The 17213-nt window shown below is 64.3% G+C and carries 17 protein-coding genes; 3 read left to right on the forward strand and 14 right to left on the reverse strand.

All coding sequences use genetic code 11. The features are described 5' to 3' along the window. Positions 1 to 21: 21 nt before the first annotated feature. Entirely contained in the window at positions 22 to 900 is an 879-nt protein-coding gene (locus JNM03_RS08475; RefSeq protein WP_294036019.1) for a LysR substrate-binding domain-containing protein, read from the reverse strand. A gap of 173 nt (positions 901 to 1073) precedes the next feature. Here JNM03_RS08475 and JNM03_RS08480 point away from each other — a divergent pair, with 173 nt between their 5' ends. Continuing rightward, positions 1074 to 3398 carry a CDC48 family AAA ATPase gene (locus JNM03_RS08480; RefSeq protein WP_294036020.1) on the forward strand — a complete coding sequence of 775 codons (2325 nt, stop codon included), beginning with the start codon at positions 1074 to 1076 and terminating at the stop codon, positions 3396 to 3398. A 10-nt stretch (positions 3399 to 3408) separates the two neighbouring features. Here the strand turns inward: JNM03_RS08480 and JNM03_RS08485 are convergent, their stop codons facing one another. Beyond that, complete coding sequence (locus tag JNM03_RS08485) at positions 3409 to 4707, reverse strand: MFS transporter (protein ID WP_294036021.1); 1299 nt, start codon at positions 4705 to 4707, stop codon at positions 3409 to 3411. A 154-nt stretch (positions 4708 to 4861) separates the two neighbouring features. On the opposite strand from JNM03_RS08485, the gene JNM03_RS08490 reads away from it, so the two are divergent. After that, complete coding sequence (locus tag JNM03_RS08490) at positions 4862 to 5497, forward strand: methyltransferase domain-containing protein (protein ID WP_294036022.1); 636 nt, start codon at positions 4862 to 4864, stop codon at positions 5495 to 5497. On the opposite strand, the gene JNM03_RS08495 is transcribed toward JNM03_RS08490, so the two are convergent. After that, positions 5494 to 6747 carry a phosphatidylserine/phosphatidylglycerophosphate/cardiolipin synthase family protein gene (locus JNM03_RS08495; protein ID WP_294036023.1) on the reverse strand — a complete coding sequence of 418 codons (1254 nt, stop codon included), beginning with the start codon at positions 6745 to 6747 and terminating at the stop codon, positions 5494 to 5496. The two genes, JNM03_RS08490 and JNM03_RS08495, sit on opposite strands and share 4 nt — an antisense overlap. Positions 6748 to 6823: 76 nt before the next feature. Here JNM03_RS08495 and rpoZ point away from each other — a divergent pair, with 76 nt between their 5' ends. After that, the gene (rpoZ, locus tag JNM03_RS08500) at positions 6824 to 7168 is read left to right on the forward strand and encodes a DNA-directed RNA polymerase subunit omega (protein WP_294036024.1); all 345 of its coding nucleotides are present in this window, start codon (positions 6824 to 6826) and stop codon (positions 7166 to 7168) included. Positions 7169 to 7220: 52 nt separating this feature from the next. On the opposite strand, the gene JNM03_RS08505 is transcribed toward rpoZ, so the two are convergent. The 11 genes from JNM03_RS08505 to JNM03_RS08555 all read right to left on the reverse strand — a co-directional run. After that, positions 7221 to 7826 carry a DUF3800 domain-containing protein gene (locus JNM03_RS08505; RefSeq protein WP_294036025.1) on the reverse strand — a complete coding sequence of 202 codons (606 nt, stop codon included), beginning with the start codon at positions 7824 to 7826 and terminating at the stop codon, positions 7221 to 7223. Between the two features lie 22 nt (positions 7827 to 7848). Next, positions 7849 to 8334 (reverse strand): hypothetical protein, encoded by a 486-nt coding sequence (locus JNM03_RS08510; protein WP_294036026.1) that lies wholly within the window; start codon positions 8332 to 8334, stop codon positions 7849 to 7851. Positions 8335 to 8359: 25 nt separating this feature from the next. After that, positions 8360 to 8752 carry a hypothetical protein gene (locus JNM03_RS08515; RefSeq protein ID WP_294036027.1) on the reverse strand — a complete coding sequence of 131 codons (393 nt, stop codon included), beginning with the start codon at positions 8750 to 8752 and terminating at the stop codon, positions 8360 to 8362. 40 nt (positions 8753 to 8792) lie between these two features. Continuing rightward, entirely contained in the window at positions 8793 to 10736 is a 1944-nt protein-coding gene (gene ftsH / locus JNM03_RS08520; protein ID WP_294036028.1) for an ATP-dependent zinc metalloprotease FtsH, read from the reverse strand. Between the two features lie 85 nt (positions 10737 to 10821). Continuing rightward, positions 10822 to 11820 (reverse strand): tRNA lysidine(34) synthetase TilS, encoded by a 999-nt coding sequence (gene tilS / locus JNM03_RS08525; protein ID WP_294036029.1) that lies wholly within the window; start codon positions 11818 to 11820, stop codon positions 10822 to 10824. Beyond that, the gene (locus JNM03_RS08530) at positions 11774 to 12760 is read right to left on the reverse strand and encodes a tetratricopeptide repeat protein (protein WP_294036030.1); all 987 of its coding nucleotides are present in this window, start codon (positions 12758 to 12760) and stop codon (positions 11774 to 11776) included. Before JNM03_RS08530 ends, tilS begins: the two co-directional genes overlap by 47 nt. Positions 12761 to 12845: 85 nt before the next feature. Continuing rightward, complete coding sequence (locus tag JNM03_RS08535; protein ID WP_294036031.1) at positions 12846 to 13709, reverse strand: helix-turn-helix domain-containing protein; 864 nt, start codon at positions 13707 to 13709, stop codon at positions 12846 to 12848. Between the two features lie 303 nt (positions 13710 to 14012). Next, on the reverse strand, positions 14013 to 15314 hold the full coding sequence (gene hslU / locus JNM03_RS08540) for an ATP-dependent protease ATPase subunit HslU (protein WP_294036032.1): 1302 nt from the start codon (positions 15312 to 15314) through the stop codon (positions 14013 to 14015). A gap of 2 nt (positions 15315 to 15316) precedes the next feature. After that, positions 15317 to 15883: an ATP-dependent protease subunit HslV gene (gene hslV / locus JNM03_RS08545; protein ID WP_294036033.1), complete on the reverse strand. Its 567-nt coding sequence runs from the start codon at positions 15881 to 15883 to the stop codon at positions 15317 to 15319. Positions 15884 to 16012: 129 nt separating this feature from the next. After that, positions 16013 to 16819 (reverse strand): class I mannose-6-phosphate isomerase, encoded by an 807-nt coding sequence (locus JNM03_RS08550; RefSeq protein WP_294036034.1) that lies wholly within the window; start codon positions 16817 to 16819, stop codon positions 16013 to 16015. A gap of 45 nt (positions 16820 to 16864) precedes the next feature. After that, positions 16865 to 17213: UDP binding domain-containing protein (locus tag JNM03_RS08555; protein WP_294036035.1), on the reverse strand; the 349-nt coding region annotated here is incomplete at its 5' end.

The following is a 17213-nucleotide window of genomic DNA, read 5'->3' on the forward strand; positions in this document are numbered from 1 at the left end:
TGTGGCGGCAGGGTCCTGCCCCTAGATCCGGGCGGCGAGCAGCCAGTCGTGGAACAGTTTCACTGCGGGCTGCCTCAGCGCCCGCGGGCGGCACACGAACCAATAGCTGTACGGGCTGTCGACGTCGAAATCGAACAGGCGAATGAGGCGGGGGTCGTGCGCATCGTCGAAGTGATGGCCGTGCATGAAGGCGACGCCGATTCCCTGTGCCGCCGCTTCCAGCATCAGCGGACCTGAATCAAAAAAATCGACGCCCGCGGGTTCGAGATACGGCATGCCGATCGCCTTTTTCCACTCGGTGAAGGTTTCGGGCATTTCGCGGTGGACGAGGATCGTGAGCCGTTGGAGCTGTTCGGGCACCGTGATCGGTCTCCCGCTGTCCTTCAGGCTTTTCGAGGCGATCGGGAATACCTTGTCCTGGTCGAGCCGCGCGGCGTAGAGCGCCGGGTCGATCGACCGCGCGAGCGCGATCGCGGCGTCGATCCCTTCGCCAAGCCGCGCTTCGGCATGCGACATCGTGTCGATATCGATGTGGAGTTCGGAGTGCTGACGCCGCAGTTCGGGCAGCCGCGGAAAGAGCCGTTGCTGCGCGAACAGCGGCAGCACGTTGAGGTGAAGCCGCAGCGAGGCGTCGGGGCTGCCGACGCGGCCCAACACGCCGCGCAGTTCGTCGAGGATCGGCGCCAGGTGATCCTGCAGTTCGCGCCCCGCTTCGGTCAGCTTCAGCCCGTGATGATGGCGGTTGAACAACGGTCGGCCAACTGCATGCTCCAGCGTCTGGATACGCCGCGACAGCGCCGGCATCGACAGGCCAAGCTCGCTCGCGGCCGCCTTGACGGTGCCGTGGCGGGCGACCTCGAGAAAGGCCTCCATGCTGCTGAGGGGAGGAAGGCGTGCCATGATCGTCTGGGGCAGGATGATGGCATGGGGCTTGCCGACATGCCAGATAATTTGTGCAGTGCGGTATAAGGCGTTTCTTTGGCCCGTACGACCGTCATCGGAACCTTAACTCTCGAAAATCGGGAACGAGCGTCCTATCTTCCGCATTCTGACCTTTTTGCGGGAGAAACATCTTGGCCGATGCGGCGGTAAAGGAAAAAACGGTCAAACTGCAGGTGGCCAATGCCCGCGCCGAAGAAAGCGGCGGCGGTATCGCGCGCATTCCGCGCTCGGCGATGGCCGAACTCGGCGTGACCGAGGGCGACATCGTGCAGATAAGCGGCAAGCGCCAGACGGCGTCGCGCGTCGTCGCCCCTTATGCCGAAGATGAGGGGCTCGAGGTTATTCGCCTCGACGGCCTGCAGCGCGCCAACGCAGGCGCCGGTGCCGGCGACATGGTGGCGCTGAGCCGCGTCGAAACGCGGGCCGCGACGCGCGTCGTGTTTGCGCCGGCGCAGGAGAATCTTCGCCTTCAGGGCTCGGCGATGGCGCTGAAGCGCAGCTTTTTCGGTCGTCCCCTCGTGGCCGGCGACACGGTCGCGACGGCGGGGCAGCAGCGGTTGCCCTCGGGCGATATGCCGCCGCAACTGCGGCAGATGCTCAACGCGCCGGCCTATGCGCTGGCCGAGGTTCGCCTGCTTGTCGTCTCTGCGAGCCCGAAGGGCGTCGTCTTCATCGACGAGAATACCGAAGTCGAATTGCTTCCTGAATATCAGGAACCACAGGACGCGCGGCGCACCGATGTGACCTATGACGATCTTGGCGGGCTTGGCGATACGATCAACCAGCTTCGCGAAATGGTCGAGCTGCCGCTCCGCTATCCTGAACTGTTTCAACGGCTCGGCGTCGATCCGCCGCGCGGCGTGCTGCTCCATGGGCCGCCGGGAACGGGCAAGACGCGCCTCGCGCGCGCGGTCGCCAACGAAAGCGATGCGCAGTTCTTCCTGATCAACGGTCCGGAGATCATGGGCAGCGCCTATGGCGAATCCGAAAAGCGGCTGCGCGACGTGTTCGAGCAAGCGGCGAAGGCGGCGCCGTCGATCCTGTTCATCGATGAAATCGATTCGATTGCGCCCAAGCGCGGGCAGGTGCAGGGCGAAGCGGAAAAGCGCCTTGTCGCACAGCTCCTCACCCTGATGGACGGGCTCGAGCCGCGAACCAATCTGGTCGTTATCGCCGCGACGAACCGACCCGACGCGATCGACGAGGCGCTCCGTCGTCCCGGCCGGTTCGACCGAGAGATCGTGATCGGAGTCCCCGACGAAAGCGGTCGCCGGGAAATCCTCGGCATTCATACGCGCGGCATGCCGCTGGCCGAGGACGTCGATCTTGCCGAACTGGCGCGCACAACCTTCGGCTTCGTTGGGGCCGACATGGCGGCGCTGACCCGCGAAGCCGCGATCGAGGCGGTGCGGCGCATCATGCCCAAACTGAACCTCGAGGAAGGGACGATCCCGCCGGATGTTCTCGACGAGTTGCGCGTCACGCGCGAAGACTTCAACAATGCGCTGAAGCGCGTCCAGCCGTCGGCGATGCGTGAAGTGATGGTGCAGGCACCGAAGACACGATGGAGCGACATCGGCGGTCTCGACGCCGCGCGCGACAAGCTGATCGAAGGGATCGAGCTACCGCTCAAGAATCCCGAGGCGTTCCGCCGGCTCGGTATCCGTCCTGCCAAGGGCTTTCTGCTTTATGGCCCGCCGGGAACCGGCAAGACCTTGCTCGCGAAGGCGGCTGCCCGCGAATCCGACGCCAATTTCATTTCGATCAAGTCGTCGGACCTGTTGTCGAAATGGTATGGCGAGAGCGAGCAGCAGATTACCCGGCTGTTCGCGCGCGCGCGCGCCGTTGCGCCGACGATCATCTTCATCGACGAACTCGACAGCCTGGTGCCCGCGCGCGGCAGCGGGACGTCGGGAGAGCCGCAGGTGACCGAGCGCGTTGTCAACACGATCCTCGCGGAGATGGACGGGATCGAGGAAATGCAGTCGGTGGTCGTGATCGGCGCAACCAATCGTCCGAACCTGATCGATCCCGCGCTGCTCCGCCCCGGTCGGCTCGATGAACTCATCTATGTGTCGGTGCCCGACAAGGGCGGCCGTCAGCGCATCCTGGAAATTCAGACTGCCAAGATGCCGCTGGCGAAGGACGTCGACCTTGCCGTGTTGGCGGAAAAGACCGACCGCTTCACAGGTGCCGATCTGGAAGACCTGACGCGGCGGGCGGGTCTGGCTGCGCTCAAGCGGTCGATCGCCAGCGATACGGTGACACGAGAGGATTTCGATGCCGCGCTGAACGATACGCGGGCCTCGGTCACCGAGGCGATGGAGAAGGACTATGAAAAGATCCAGGGAGAGATCAAGCAACAGGCGATGAGCGTCAATCCCATCGGCTTCTTCGCTCCCGGAACGCTGAAGCCCGTTCGCGAGCAGAAGCATCCGGACGAACCAGCTGCCTAGGGTCCTGACCCTAGGTTGCGGGCTGGTCCTGTTGCAGAGCGGACCAGCCCCACGCGACCAGCCAGATGCAAAAGCCCGCCATCAGACCATAGGCGACCATCGGGTGCCAATTGTAGAGCAGCACGCCGATCGCGGGGGATATGATGTAGGCTGAACCGTTGATCGATGCCGTCATGCCGGCGACTGCGCCCTGGTCACGGCGGGTGACCGAGAGCGAGGCGCCGGCGGTAAAGCCGGGGCGGAAGAGGCCGAAACCGAGCGAACCTAACGCAAATCCGATCACGATCGCGTGCAGATCCTGTGCGAGGCCAGTCATCAATATCCCGAGAACCGCCAGAACCGCACCGGCGAGGACCGTCGGTCGCGGGGTCAGCTTCAGCAGCGGAATCAACCCCCATTGAGCGAGCAGCGTCGCAAAGGCGCCACCCATCAGGACGATGCCTGTCATGGCGGCGCCTTCATCGGGCCGCAGGCGCAGGTGTAACCGGTCGAGGATCAGGAACCCGATGACGCCGAGCATCATGGCCTGGGCCTGTCCGCCGATAAAGCCGGCCAGGAGCCAGGGGCGCACCCGCGTGTCGCGCCAGCTCAACGGTTCCTGACCGGGTATGTCGGCTTCCTCCTCGTCCTCGCCGGCGGGTTCGGCCGGGCCGGCCGACAGCGGGTAGGGGGCGATCGCGCCGCGTGCGGCGAAGCGCGGTGTGTCGTTCGGCAGGCGCCACCGCAGCATGATCAGGACGACGAGGCCGATCAGCGCAAAGACCAGCAGGGGACCCGCAAGCCCGACGAAGGGCAGAATGAAAAAAGGCGCGATCGCAGGGCCGATGACGGTTCCAAGGCCAAAAGACGAGGACACAAGCGATAGCGCCTGCGTGCGATACTCGGGGTCCGTGCGCGACGCGACATAGGCCTGCACCGCTGGCGGGGAAGCCGATCCGAGCCCACCGTAGAGACTGCGGAATATGGCGAAAACGATGAAGGTCAGCCCGGCGCCGATCAGCCCCTCAAGTCCCGCCCAGAGCGTCAGGCCACAAAGCGCCATCGACGAGAGAAAGCCGATGACGCCAAGCGCCATCAGCACTTTTCGACCGCGCTTGTCGGATTGCCGAGCCCAGTGCGGCGCGGTCAGGACCCAGAGCAGTGCCGACCAGCTGAACGCCAGGCTGACCCATACGTCGGGAATATGCAGCTTGGCGCCGATCGCTGGCAGGATGGACTGCATCGCGGTGTTGCCGGCTGCCGCGACCAGCATGATGGCGAAAAGAACAGCCATCCGGTCGGCGGGAATCGAATGCGAAGTCGTCGCCATCTATCTCCCCCCGAATTCCACAGTTGCGAGCCGCCAGCGTAGCGCCTCCCTACACGCGGGTGCCTCGCTGTCCAGAGTCAAGACAGACTCTTTCCTTGCGCAAACGCCCCGATTTTGCCACGCACTTTCGAACCCCAACAATGCGAAAGCCATCATGACCAATCCGCGGGCGCAGGCCCAATCGAAGATCGCGTGGCCCCACCGGGTTCGCGATAGGCTGAAACGCTTTTTCGGTCCGTGGGGGATGTTCGTTCGCGGATTCATCAAGCATCCGGTCATGGTGGGATCGATCGTTCCGTCGTCGCCGACGCTGATCCGGCACATGCTGCGTCCGGTCGACTGGAAGAATACGAAACTCTTTGTCGAATATGGCCCCGGCGTCGGCACCTTCTGTCGTCCGGTTCTCGAAAATCTGGCGGGCGACGCGACGCTGATCGCGATCGATACCAATCCCGATTTCATCGACTATCTGCGGAAGGACATCCGCGACAGTCGTTTCATCGCGGTTCACGGCTCGGCTGCGGATGTCGAAGAGATCGTTCGCGCCCATGGTTTCGAGCACGCCGATTATGTGCTGTCGGGCCTGCCCTTCTCGACGCTTCCGGTAGGCGTCGGGCCCGCCATTGCCGCCGCGACGCACCGCGTCCTGCGCCCGGGCGGCGCGTTCCTCGTCTATCAGTTCCGCGCCCGCGCCCGCGATTTCCTCGCCGCGCATTTTCAGCGGATCGATAATGCATTCGAATGGGTGAACGTCCCGCCGTGCTTCCTCTTCTGGGGGTGGAAGGACTAATCCTCCAGATCGGGATCGGTCTCGGCGAGGCCGAAGTTCAGGCGGCGCGATACGGTGTAATCCGCGACCGTGACAACGAACCATGACAGCGTCCAGCGCAGCCGCGTCAGCCAGCCCGCGCGCGCCTTGTGACTTTCGGTCGTCATGACCTCGCAATCGGGTTTCAACCTGTCGAGAAAGTCCCGCATCTGCCGGGCGAAACCTGCGTCCTCGATGCGCAGCATCGCCTCGACATTCACGAACAGGCTGCGCATGTCGAAATTGGCGGTGCCGACATGGACGACATCATCAATGACGATCAGCTTCATGTGCAGCCGGCACGGCTGATATTCCCATATCGCCGCTTTCTGTCGCAGCAGATAGCCATAGAGCAGCCGCGATGCGCCGATGGTGGCCGGATTGTCCGATTTGGCCGCCATCACGAAGCGCGCCCGACCCCGCCGCGCAACCCGGCCCAGGCGGCGCAGCATGCCCTGGCCCGGCGAGAAATACGCCATCGCCATATCAAGCTGGCGCGCGCCTTCCAGGTCGCCGCGAACTGCTCGCGCCCAGGGCGACAGGCGCTGCGTGGGGCCGCCGACCAGCCACGACACCGGGCCGCTATCGACGGGCCATTCGCGGATCAGCCGCCGCAGGACGAGCAGCTTGCCGTCGTTGTGGACGGTATAGTCGTAAATCGCCTCGAACCATTCCATCATGCGCGCGACCGTGGGCCCGCGGACGATGATGCCGAGATCGAACCAGCAATGTGCGCGCCGGTCGCTGAGATAGGGATCGGCGATGTTGAAGCCGCCGGTCACGGCATGTTCGCCGTCGATCAGCAACAGTTTCTGGTGGTTGCGGACGAGATAGCTGGACCGCCAGCGACGCGAGAAGAAGATGACCGTTCCGCCCGCGTCGCGCAGGGGCGTGAAGATGTTGTCGGAGATGTCGCCCGATCCGAAACTGTCGATCACCGCTCGCACGCGCACGCCGCGCCGGGCCGCGCCGATCATGGCATCGAGGATGCTCTTGCCGGCGCCATCATGCTCGAAAATATACATGACCATATCGACGCTGCGGATTGCCCCGCCGATCAGCGCAAGCAGCCTGTCGAGCCGTTCGGCACCGTTGAAGATCAGTTCGAACCGGTGATCCCCGACGTCGGCCTTGAGGGGCTCCACGTTGCTCGCGGGGTGGGCGGCGTCGGTCATCCACCGCTCATAGGCCGAGCGCCGCAGCGGCTGCAAGGGCATGGGTTTGATTGACATCCGGGTGCCCCACTGCTAGCGCGCAGCGCTTGCCGCCATGCCTCCGGCTGGCCTCTCCTATCGCTAAGGAAACAACATGGCCCGCGTTACCGTCGAAGATTGTGTCGACAAAGTTCCCAACCGCTTCGACCTGGTTCTGGTCTCGGCCCACCGCGCTCGCGAAATTTCGGGTGGTTCGGAGCTGACCATCGATCGCGACCGCGACAAGAATCCCGTCGTGGCGCTTCGCGAAATCGCTGAGCAGACGGTTCGTCCGACCGATCTCAAGGACGCGCTCGTCGGCTCGCTGCAGAAGGTTGTCGTCGATGATGACGATACGCCGGACGAAATCAGCTCGATCGCGCGTTCGGCCGAAGCGCTTCGCCTGACCGCTGCGGCCCCGCCGCGCAGCCCGGCCGGCGGCGGCAGCGACTTCGAATAAGTCGCCTGCATTCGATCACCAGGGGGCCGCGGGAAACCGCGGCCCTTTTGTGTCAGGGAAGCCGCGTCAGTTCGGCGATGCGGAGGGCGCGCGAGGCGATCAGTGGTTCGACGATCACCCCGATCCGGCGCGCGCGCGGCGAGCCGACGGTGATATTGAACAGGCTGTTTGCGATGACGTCGGCGATCTGTACGCCGTCGGAACGACGGCTGTCGGCCAGCGAAGCCCGGCCCCAGCCGGCCAGCCCGGCTTGGATCGTCTCGCGGACATGGCCAAGGACCACAGGATCGTAGCGTCCATCGTCGATAACGACATCGGTGCACACGCCGCCAGTTTCAGGAAGCCAACTGCCAACTGCCAGATCGAGCAAAGCCGCATAGAGCGCCAGATCGCTGGCCGGCTTCCCATCCGGCGGAAGCGTGAGCCTTTCCCGCTTCGCAACGGCGACCCAAGCGCGGCCGCCCGCCCGATCGAACAGTTCGAATAGATAGGCGCGCTCGGTCAGGCTGATCCGGCTTCCCTTGAGCTCGCCGCGCAGGCCCGTCACGGCCCGAAAGCGCGCATGGACTGCGGCGGCGGCTTCGGGCGAAATCATCGCCGCGGCAAAAGTCATCGCCCCGGCGTTGAGTCCACCCGATTCGTCACAATAGATCGTCATCGCTGCGGGACCCCGGCTTGCGTCACTTTACTTTGCCGAAAAAGGCTACAGATCGAGTGCTGCCGGGTGCAACGGCGTCGGTCCAGAGCCAACGCACATGCGTGACGTCGGCGGTGGTCGCTGCCCGGGGCGTTGCGCCTGCAACAGGGACGGTCAGGTCCGCCAGCGCGCCGAAACTCTTGCCGCCATCGGCAGAGACGGTGAAATCGCTCGTGTCGTCGGTCCCGTCGAACACCAGGTCTTCCGGGATCGGGTTGACGATGTTGACGCCGGCGGCCGGGGCGTCGCCGTGGTTCGTGAAGCTGAGCGTTACGCGGATGCGATCTCCCGGAACGACGACATCGGGGGCGGTATAGCTCGCCGCGGGAGGTCGCCCATTGGCTCCGGGCGTCAGCTTTTCGAGTTCGATCTTCGACGTCAGCGTCCCGTCGTTCTGCGCGGCAGCGGATTGGGCGCCGATAATCAGCGCAACCGCCAGCAATGCCGGGCCGCAAATCTTGCTTCTCATCGCCTACTCCTTGATTTGCGTCGCGTCAGGCCGGGCAGGGATAGCGCTTCCGCATCAGCCCGTCGAATGCCGAATAGACGGAAATCGATTTGCGGGATGCGGCGGGATAGCTGCGCAGGTGCGCGAGCCATTGGTCCGGCGTGAGCGTGCCGTTCTCGGGCGGACAGCTTGTCGTTTTGCGTCCGGCCTTGCGGTCGGCGTCGATCCGCGCCTTGTAGCGTTTGCCCGCTGCGACCACTTCGCCTTTCAGCACCTGCGCTTCGGGGGTCGCGATCGCGAGCGGACCCAATCGCTCGATCGACCCTGCGCGTTGAAGAAAGGCTGCGATGTTCATGTCGCCCGGCGCCATGCCGCAAAGCAGAACGCCCGCACCAAGCGCGGCGAGAGCCGATCCGGTTCGTATTTCCCTTTTGGTCATACGAACCGGAATCGTTCCAAATCAATGAACAGGCTCTGAATCAGACGCCCTGCGGATTCGCATCGTTGAAGGGACGCGGTTTGCGTTTGATCTGCGGCAGGCCGCCGGCGTGGCCGGAAACCGGCGTCCCCGACTTGTCCCGATCGTTATCGCGGCCGATATCCTCGCCCTTGATCGCGCGCTTCGCCTCCTCGCCGGACAGCGTTTCATATTCCAGCAGTGCGGCGGCGAGCAGATGCAGTTCGTCGAGGTTGTCGGTGAGCACCTTGCGCGCGACATTCTCGCCTTCCTCGACAAGGCGGCGAACTTCTGCGTCGATCAGCTTGGCGGTCTCTTCGGACATATTTTGCGCGCGCGATACGCTGTGACCGAGGAATACCTCATCCTGATTGTCGCGATAGCGCAGCCAGCCGAGCTTTTCGGACATGCCATATTCCATGACCATGGCGCGGGCCATGTCGGTCGCCTGCTGAATATCGTTCGACGCGCCGGTGTTGAGCTCGTCCTTGCCATAGATAAGCTGTTCGGCGATGCGACCGCCGAAACAGAGCGCGAGGCGTGCCTTCATCTGCTTCATATTCTGCGAATAGCGATCGCGTTCGGGCAGATTCCAGGTCACGCCCAGCGCCCGACCGCGCGGGATGATCGTCACCTTGTGCAATGGATCGTTGTGTTCGACGTGGAGCGAGACAAGGGCGTGGCCGGCTTCGTGGTAGGCGGTCGCCTTCTTCTCGTCCTCGGTCATGACCATCGACCGGCGCTCGGCGCCCATCATGACCTTGTCCTTCGCTTCTTCGAACTCGCCATTGGCGATCAGGCGCTTGCCTTTGCGCGCGGCGAGCAGGGCTGCCTCGTTGCAAAGATTGGCCAGATCGGCGCCCGAGAAACCCGGTGTCCCGCGCGCGACGCGGCGCAGATCGACGTCGGGCGCGAGCGGTTTCTTGCGCGTGTGGACCTCGAGGATCTTCTGGCGGCCCTCGATGTCGGGCCGCGGCACGACGACCTGGCGGTCGAAGCGGCCGGGACGGAGGAGTGCAGGGTCCAGCACGTCGGGGCGGTTGGTCGCCGCGACGATGATGATCCCTTCGTTCGCCTCGAACCCGTCCATTTCGACGAGAAGCTGGTTCAGCGTCTGTTCGCGCTCGTCATTGCCATTGCCCAGCCCGGCGCCGCGATGGCGGCCGACCGCGTCGATTTCGTCGATGAAGACGATGCACGGCGCATTGCGCTTGGCTTGTTCGAACATGTCACGGACGCGCGAGGCGCCGACGCCGACGAACATTTCGACGAAGTCCGAACCCGAAATGGTGAAAAAGGGCACGCCCGCCTCACCCGCGATGGCGCGGGCGAGCAGCGTCTTGCCGGTGCCCGGCGAGCCGACGAGCAGCGCGCCCTTCGGAATCTGGCCACCAAGTTTGGAGAATTTGCTGGGATCCTTCAGGAACTCGACGATTTCTTCCAGTTCCTCGCGCGCTTCATCGATGCCTGCGACGTCGTCGAAGGTAACGCGACCTTGCTTTTCGGTGAGCATCTTGGCGCGCGACTTGCCAAAGCCCATCGCGCCGGAGCCATTGTTCTTCTGCACCTGCCGGAAGACGAAGAAGGCGATGCCGAGGATCAGCAGGAAGGGAAGCGACTGAATCAGCAGATACATCCAGACATTGCCGGTTTCGACGGCCTTGCCGTCATATTTGACGCCATTGTCGTTGAGCATCTTGAGCAGTTCGGGGTCGCGCACGACGTTGGCGGAGAAGCGGTCGCCGTTCGACAATGTGCCGGTCACGCGATCTTCCGAAAGAACGACGTCCTTGACGGCGCCCTCCTGAACCTTTTGCCGGAACTCGGAATAGGCAAGGGAATTGCCGGTAGGCTGCGAAGCGCCGCCGAACACCGAGGCGACGAGGAGCATGGCAAGCAAGATGCCGCTCCAGATCATCACGCTCTTCATCCAGGGATTGCCCTGCGGTTCCTTGTCATCCTGCATCGGAATCTTTCCAAAACGCGCGCATATCGCGCTCAATCCCGATAATGTAGGATAATTGGGTTAAATGACAATGAGCCAAAAGGCCCTATTTTCCCGCTTTTCGGCGCGGCGCGGCGGAAATGCGCCAGATCGTGCGTGCCAGACCGGGAACGGCATCGATCAGGAGGGCGCCGACCATCGCGCGGCGCCCGCTTTTCATCGCCGCGATGACGCCATCGAGCGAGGCGCCGCGCACCCGGAGCTGGCTGTCGTTGGCGCGGAGTCGCTGGGTGACCACCCGCCGGAAAATCTCGGGTGGATAGGCATCGTCACGGATCACGGCGATGTCGGAGGCATCCGGCCAGGATGCGATCAGCCGCTCGACCGCCCAGTCGATCGCCTCGTCCGCCTCGGCGAGCCAGGCCGCAGAGCGCGCCGCGGCCTCTGCGTCGAGGACGGTCTGCGATTGAAGGCCGCGACGAAGGCGCGCGCGGTCGAACCGGCTGTCGCTGTTCGAAGGGTCATCGACGAAGGGTAGATCCTCATCGAGCGCGAGGCGTACCAGATCGGCGCGGCGCCAGTGGAGCAGCGGCCGAAGGATGACGCCGTTGGTCGCCCGAATCGCGGCGAGGCCGCCGACGCCGCTCGACCGATTGAGGCGCATCACGATCGTTTCGAGCTGATCGTCGGCGTGATGTGCGGTCAGGATATACGACAATTCGTCGCTTTGGCGCCATTCCTCAAGAAGCCGGTATCGCTCGGCGCGCGCCGCCGCCTGTTGCGATCCGGTGATCGGCGTCGGCGGGCAAAGCGTCCGGTGCGGGATCATTTCGCGTCCGCAAAAGCCCGCGACCATTCGTGCCTCGTCGTCGGAACCACGGCGCAGGCCATGATCGACCGTTGCCGCGCGGACCTGCCCCGGCAGCAACGAAGCCATCAGCCACAGCAAGGCCATGCTGTCGGGACCGCCCGATACGGCGACGCCATAGTGAAGCCGGTGCCAGCCGGGCCCGGCGAGCGCGGCGAGGTCGCGCCCTAACCGCCCGACGGCGTCGGTATCAACAGCCTGCTTTTGCTTTTGCGGCGGCAGCATCGGTGCGGACATCCTGCGGGGCCTTGTCCCCATAGACTTCTTCGAGTTCGCGGAAGGCCTTGCAAGCGTCGGCTTTGCGCCCGAGTTTGTCGAGCGCGACCCCCATGTACATCAGGCTATGCGGCGCTCGCGCGCCGCTCGGACGATCCTTGTAATTGTTGTAGAACGCAACCGCAGCAAGGCTGGGCTTGCCTTCGTCGAGATAGGCGCGGCCGAGCAGATTCTGCGCGAAGCTCGCCTGGCTGCTGGTAGGCCATTTGGTGACGACCTGCTTCAACTGGGCCTGAGCCTCGGGATAGAGCTTCGCTTCCCACAAGCGGTAGCCATAATCATAGGCGTCCTTGGTTTCGTTCCCCGACGAGGGGATTTCCACCTTCTTGACGAGCGCAAGGCGCGCCGCGTCGGGTTTGCCCGGGGCGGCGGCGGGTGCTGTCGGCTTCTTCGTCGGCGTCGCCGATGCCGTGGTCGGGGCAGGCGTCGGGGCAGGTTTGGGCGTGGTCGCGACAGGCAGGCTCGCGGGCGTCGCCACAGCATCGGGTCCGGCCGTCGGCGGCGCGAGGCGCTTTTCCATCTCGGCCTTGTAGGCAGTAAACTGCTTTTCGAGCTCGCGTAGCTGGAAAGCGTTCTGTTCGGTCTGGCCGGTCAGCGTCTGGAGCTGGGTTTCGAGTGCATCGACGCGCGCCGTCAGGTCGGCGACGGGTGTCGATGCCCGGGGCCCATCACCGGGCGTGCTGTCGGGTGCGATCTCGCCTTCGAAAAAAGCGGGTGCGCCGCCGGGGAAGACCTGCCGCTGAACGGCGCGCATTTCCTTTTCCAGACGATCCACGCGCTTGGTGACCGCGGCATCCTGCGCCTGTGTCGCGGGAACCGTCATCGCGATGACGGTCGTCGCTGCGCCCAGAAACATCAGTCTTTTCATCATGTGCCGATCGGCCCCCAGATTAACTATCATCCCGGTGCCCTCATAACGCCGCAAACGGCGGATGCGCAAATTCATTTCGGCGTATCGCCGCGTCCGGTCGTCGGGATGCGGGCGGTCAGCGCTCGGTTTTGGGCGCAGCGGGCGTTGTGGTCGGAGCGGTGCCCGCGCTGCCTTCGGCGCGCGCAATCAGGTCGGCGGGTTTCAATGAGACGCCTTTGACGAGCGTGTCGGCGGGGCCGATCGCGCCGACGTCGCGGCCGCCCACGGTGACCTTCAACGCCTGGGGAATGCTGGTGCGCAGCGTGAACTGTTCGATATAGGCGGGGGGGACCTGATAGGTTTCGCCCGGATCGAGCGTGCGCCAATTCTCGGTTTTTCCCTGGGCGTCGTCGAAGCCGATCCAGACTTCCGAAATGCCCGTCAGCACGACCGGCGCGTTGGCCGCGACGGCGCCTGCCGTGCCCGCGGAGCCCGTCTTGGTTGCCGGCGTCGCGGCCTCGGGCGCTTCCGATGCCTCGGCTGCCTGGTTCTGCGCGGCGATCAGCGCCTCGTCGGGCTCCACCGACAGGAAACGCCAGACGCCATAAGCGGACACCAGAACCAGCGCGACGATGACCAGCGTCCAGGTCAGGCGCGCGGTTGGCAGGCGTGCGGGGTCGGTGGGCTCGTACGCCTCATACGCCGGGCGCGCGCCATATTCGTCTTCTTCGAGTTCGCGGCGCACGGCCGCGCCGACTTCGACCTCGGGCAGGCCGACCGCGCGTGCATAAGCGCGGGCGAATCCGGTGACATAGGTGCGGCCCGGCAATCCGGAGAAGTCCGAATTCTCAATGGCTTCGAGGTGCCTTTGGGTAATGCGCGTGCGAGTCGCCACGTCGGCGAGCGACAGGCCTGCGGTTTCGCGCGCCAGGCGCAGCTTGTCGCCGGTGCGCGTAATCGCCAACTCACCCTGCATGGGGGTGGTCTCCTCATCTGCCATTACTGTCTCCGCATCGGTCTTTTGCAACCCGTATCGACCGCTTGGCGCCGTTCATCGCATTGACGACGCGCGAAAGTCAAATGAAGTTCGGTAAACGGCCGGCCGAAAAGAAGCGGATTCGGGATTGTTGGAAAGCCTTCAGGCCCGGCGCGCTCCGCGGCGGCGGCGCGCCCCTGTTTCGCCGCCTCGTCATCCCGGACTTGATCCGGGATCCATGACGGCATGGGAGCCGTGGACCGCCGGCCAAGTCCGCGACGACTGGCAAGGGTATGGCAGGAAACCGCTAGAGCCGGGCGCTATGGGTCAGAGGATATATTTGCTGAGATCGGTGTCGCCGACCACATCCGCGAGCTGCTTGTCGACATAGGTGGCATCGATATCGAGCGTGGTGCCGCCGGCATCTTCGGCGGTGAAGCTGATCTCTTCGACCAGCCGCTCCATGATCGTTTGCAGACGACGTGCACCAATATTCTCTATCTTTTCATTTACTTCTGCCGCGAGCCGCGCGACACGCGCGATCGCGTCAGGCGTGAAACTCAATGTCACGCCCTCGGTTCCGAGCAGTGCGGCATATTGTTCGGGCAACCCCGCCTTGGTTTCGCTGAGGATGCGGACGAAATCCTCTTCGCTCAGCGCGCCGAGTTCGACACGGATCGGCAGGCGGCCCTGCAGTTCGGGGAGCAGGTCACTGGGTTTTGCGACGTGGAAGGCGCCCGATGCGATAAAGAGGATATGATCGGTCTTCATCGGACCATATTTGGTTGCGACCGTCGTGCCTTCGATCAGCGGCAGCAGGTCGCGTTGCACGCCCTCGCGGCTCACCGAGCCGCCGCGCACGTCGCTGACCGCGATCTTGTCGATCTCGTCGAGGAAGACGATGCCATTGGCCTCGGCATCGGCGAGCGCGACGCGCGCGACGTCGTCCTGGTCGAGCCGCTTGTCCTGTTCCTCCTCGATCAACCGCGTCGCGGCTTCGATCACCTTGAGCTTGCGGCGTTTCTTTGGCGCACCGCCCATCGCCTTGCCGAGCATGTCGGACAGATTAATCATGCTCATCTGCCCCGGCTGGCCGGGCAGTTCGAATGGCATGCCCGGGGCGTCGGCGACTTCGACCTCGACTTCGCTATCGTCCAGATGACCCTCGCGGATCCGTTGGCGAAAGCTCTGGCGCGTTGCCTCGCTGGCGCCCTTGCCGGTGAGCGCGTCGAGCAGCCGTTCCATCGCGGCATCCTCGGCGGCGGCGCGCACCGCCTCGCGGCGGCGTTCCTTTTCAAGTCGCACCGCTTCCTCGACCAGGTCGCGCGCAATCTGTTCGACATCGCGGCCGACATAGCCGACCTCCGTGAACTTCGTGGCCTCGACCTTGATGAAGGGGGCGTCTGCGAGCTTGGCGAGGCGGCGCGAAATCTCCGTCTTGCCGCACCCCGTCGGGCCGATCATCAGGATATTCTTGGGGCTGACCTCGTCGCGAAGGTCAGGCGAAAGCTGCTGGCGACGCCAGCGGTTACGGAGTGCAACGGCGACGGCGCGCTTGGCGGCATTCTGGCCGATGATATGCGTGTCGAGCGCGGCGACGATCGCCTTGGGCGTGAGGTCCTTGTTCATTCTTAGTTCCGGATTTCGATGGTTTCTTGGGTGAACTGGTCGTTGGTGTAGACGCAGATGTCGGCCGCGACCTCCATCGCCTTGCGCGCCAGCACCTCGGGGTCCTTTTCATAGTCGGCGAGCGCGCGGGCGGCCGACAGGGCGAAGTTGCCGCCCGATCCGATCGCAGCGATCCCGCCCTTGGGTTCGAGCACATCGCCGTTGCCGGTGATGACCAGCGTCACCTCCTTGTCGGCAACGATCATCATCGCTTCCAGATTTCGCAGAAATTTGTCGGTGCGCCAGTCTTTGGCGAGTTCGACCGCGGCGCGAAGAAGCTGGCCATTGTGGCGTTCGAGCTTTGCCTCAAGGCGTTCGAACAGGGTGAAGGCGTCGGCGGTCGCGCCCGCGAAGCCACCGATGACGCTGCCGTCGTGAAGGCGGCGAACCTTCTTCGCATTAGGCTTCATCACCGTCTGGCCCATCGATACCTGGCCGTCGCCGATGATGACGACCTTGTCGGCGCTGCGGGCGGAAAGGATGGTGGTTCCGTGCCAGGGCGCGGCACTGTGCGCATGGGGATTGGTCATGCGGGGCGATATGGGAGAGGGGTCCGTCGCCTGCAAGACCACTCCGTCATCCCGGCGACGGTCGGGATCTCACCTGTCAACTTCATGCGCCCACGAGATCCCAGCTCTCGTTGGGGCCAGGATATCGTGTCAGGCGGGCCAGGTGAGGAGCGCTCGGCCGCCTTCATCGATTGCGATCGTCGTGGGATCGGTCAGTAGCACCGCCTCGCCGAGCGCTACGATTTCCCCCGCGACGCGGCAACCGCTTGAGAGCGGGACGAAGGTCAGTTCGCCCGCCGCCTGTTCGAGCAGCGTCGGATCGATCGGCGCGGCGAGATGAGCGAGATGGAAATGCGGGCCGTTCATGAGCATGCGGTTGGCGTGAGCATCCACCTCCGTATCGCGCTCGTCATGGACCGGGCCGGGGTTCGCGACCTTCAGCCCCGCATCAAGATGCAGTTCGCGCGGGCGGCCATAATCATAGAGGCGGTAGGTGCAGTCGACATTCTGCTGTACCTCGACGACGGTCAGGCCGGGACCGATCGCGTGGATCGTTCCTGCGCGGTTGCAGACGAAATCGCCGACTTTTGACTGGCGCCAGTCGATCATGTCGACGATCGAGCCATCGAGCGCGGCGTTGTGGAGTTCCTCCCGGCTGCTCCGGCGATTGAGTCCGATGCCGAGCTCGGCGCCCGGTTGGGCATCGAGGATCAGCCAGCATTCCTCTTTGCCGCGAGGGTAGCCGGCCGCTCGGGCGGCGGTATCGTCGGGATGGACCTGGATCGACAGCCGCTCGGACGTGAAGAGGAATTTGATCATGATCGGCGCGTCATCGCCGGCTGGATGGGAAAACCAGATTTCGCCGATGCGGCGGCCACCGAAATCCCCGAAATCCGAGGGGATATCAGTGCGGCCCCACGGTTTTTCGACGACGATCGTTTCGAGGCGGGTCAGCATCGGCCCAAAATGCGGGCAGACCAGGGGAGCGTCAAGCAGAGAGCGTCAAGCCGCTCTGTGCAAACGATTGCCATTGCCGCCGTTCGGCTGGTCGAGCCACAATCCGCGCGTGTCATAGACGATCTTGTCGCCGCGCTCTTCGAGCGGGATCGACTTGAACAGGTCATGGTCGACAAGGACGATGAGCAGCTCGCAGGCGGCGAGCGCGCTGTCGAGGTCGATCAGTTGGGCGCCGGTTCCGGCAAATTCCATCGGCAGGCCGCGCGCATAGGGCTCCACGATCTGGATCTGCTTGCCGAAGCGGCGCGCGAGCGCGGCAGCGACCTCGACCGCGGGGCTTTCGCGGAAGTCGTCGATATTCGGCTTGAAGGCCAGCCCCAGGCAGGCGACGCGG

Origin of the sequence: Sphingopyxis sp. (assembly GCF_016793825.1) — a bacterium.
Lineage (GTDB): Bacteria > Pseudomonadota > Alphaproteobacteria > Sphingomonadales > Sphingomonadaceae > Sphingopyxis.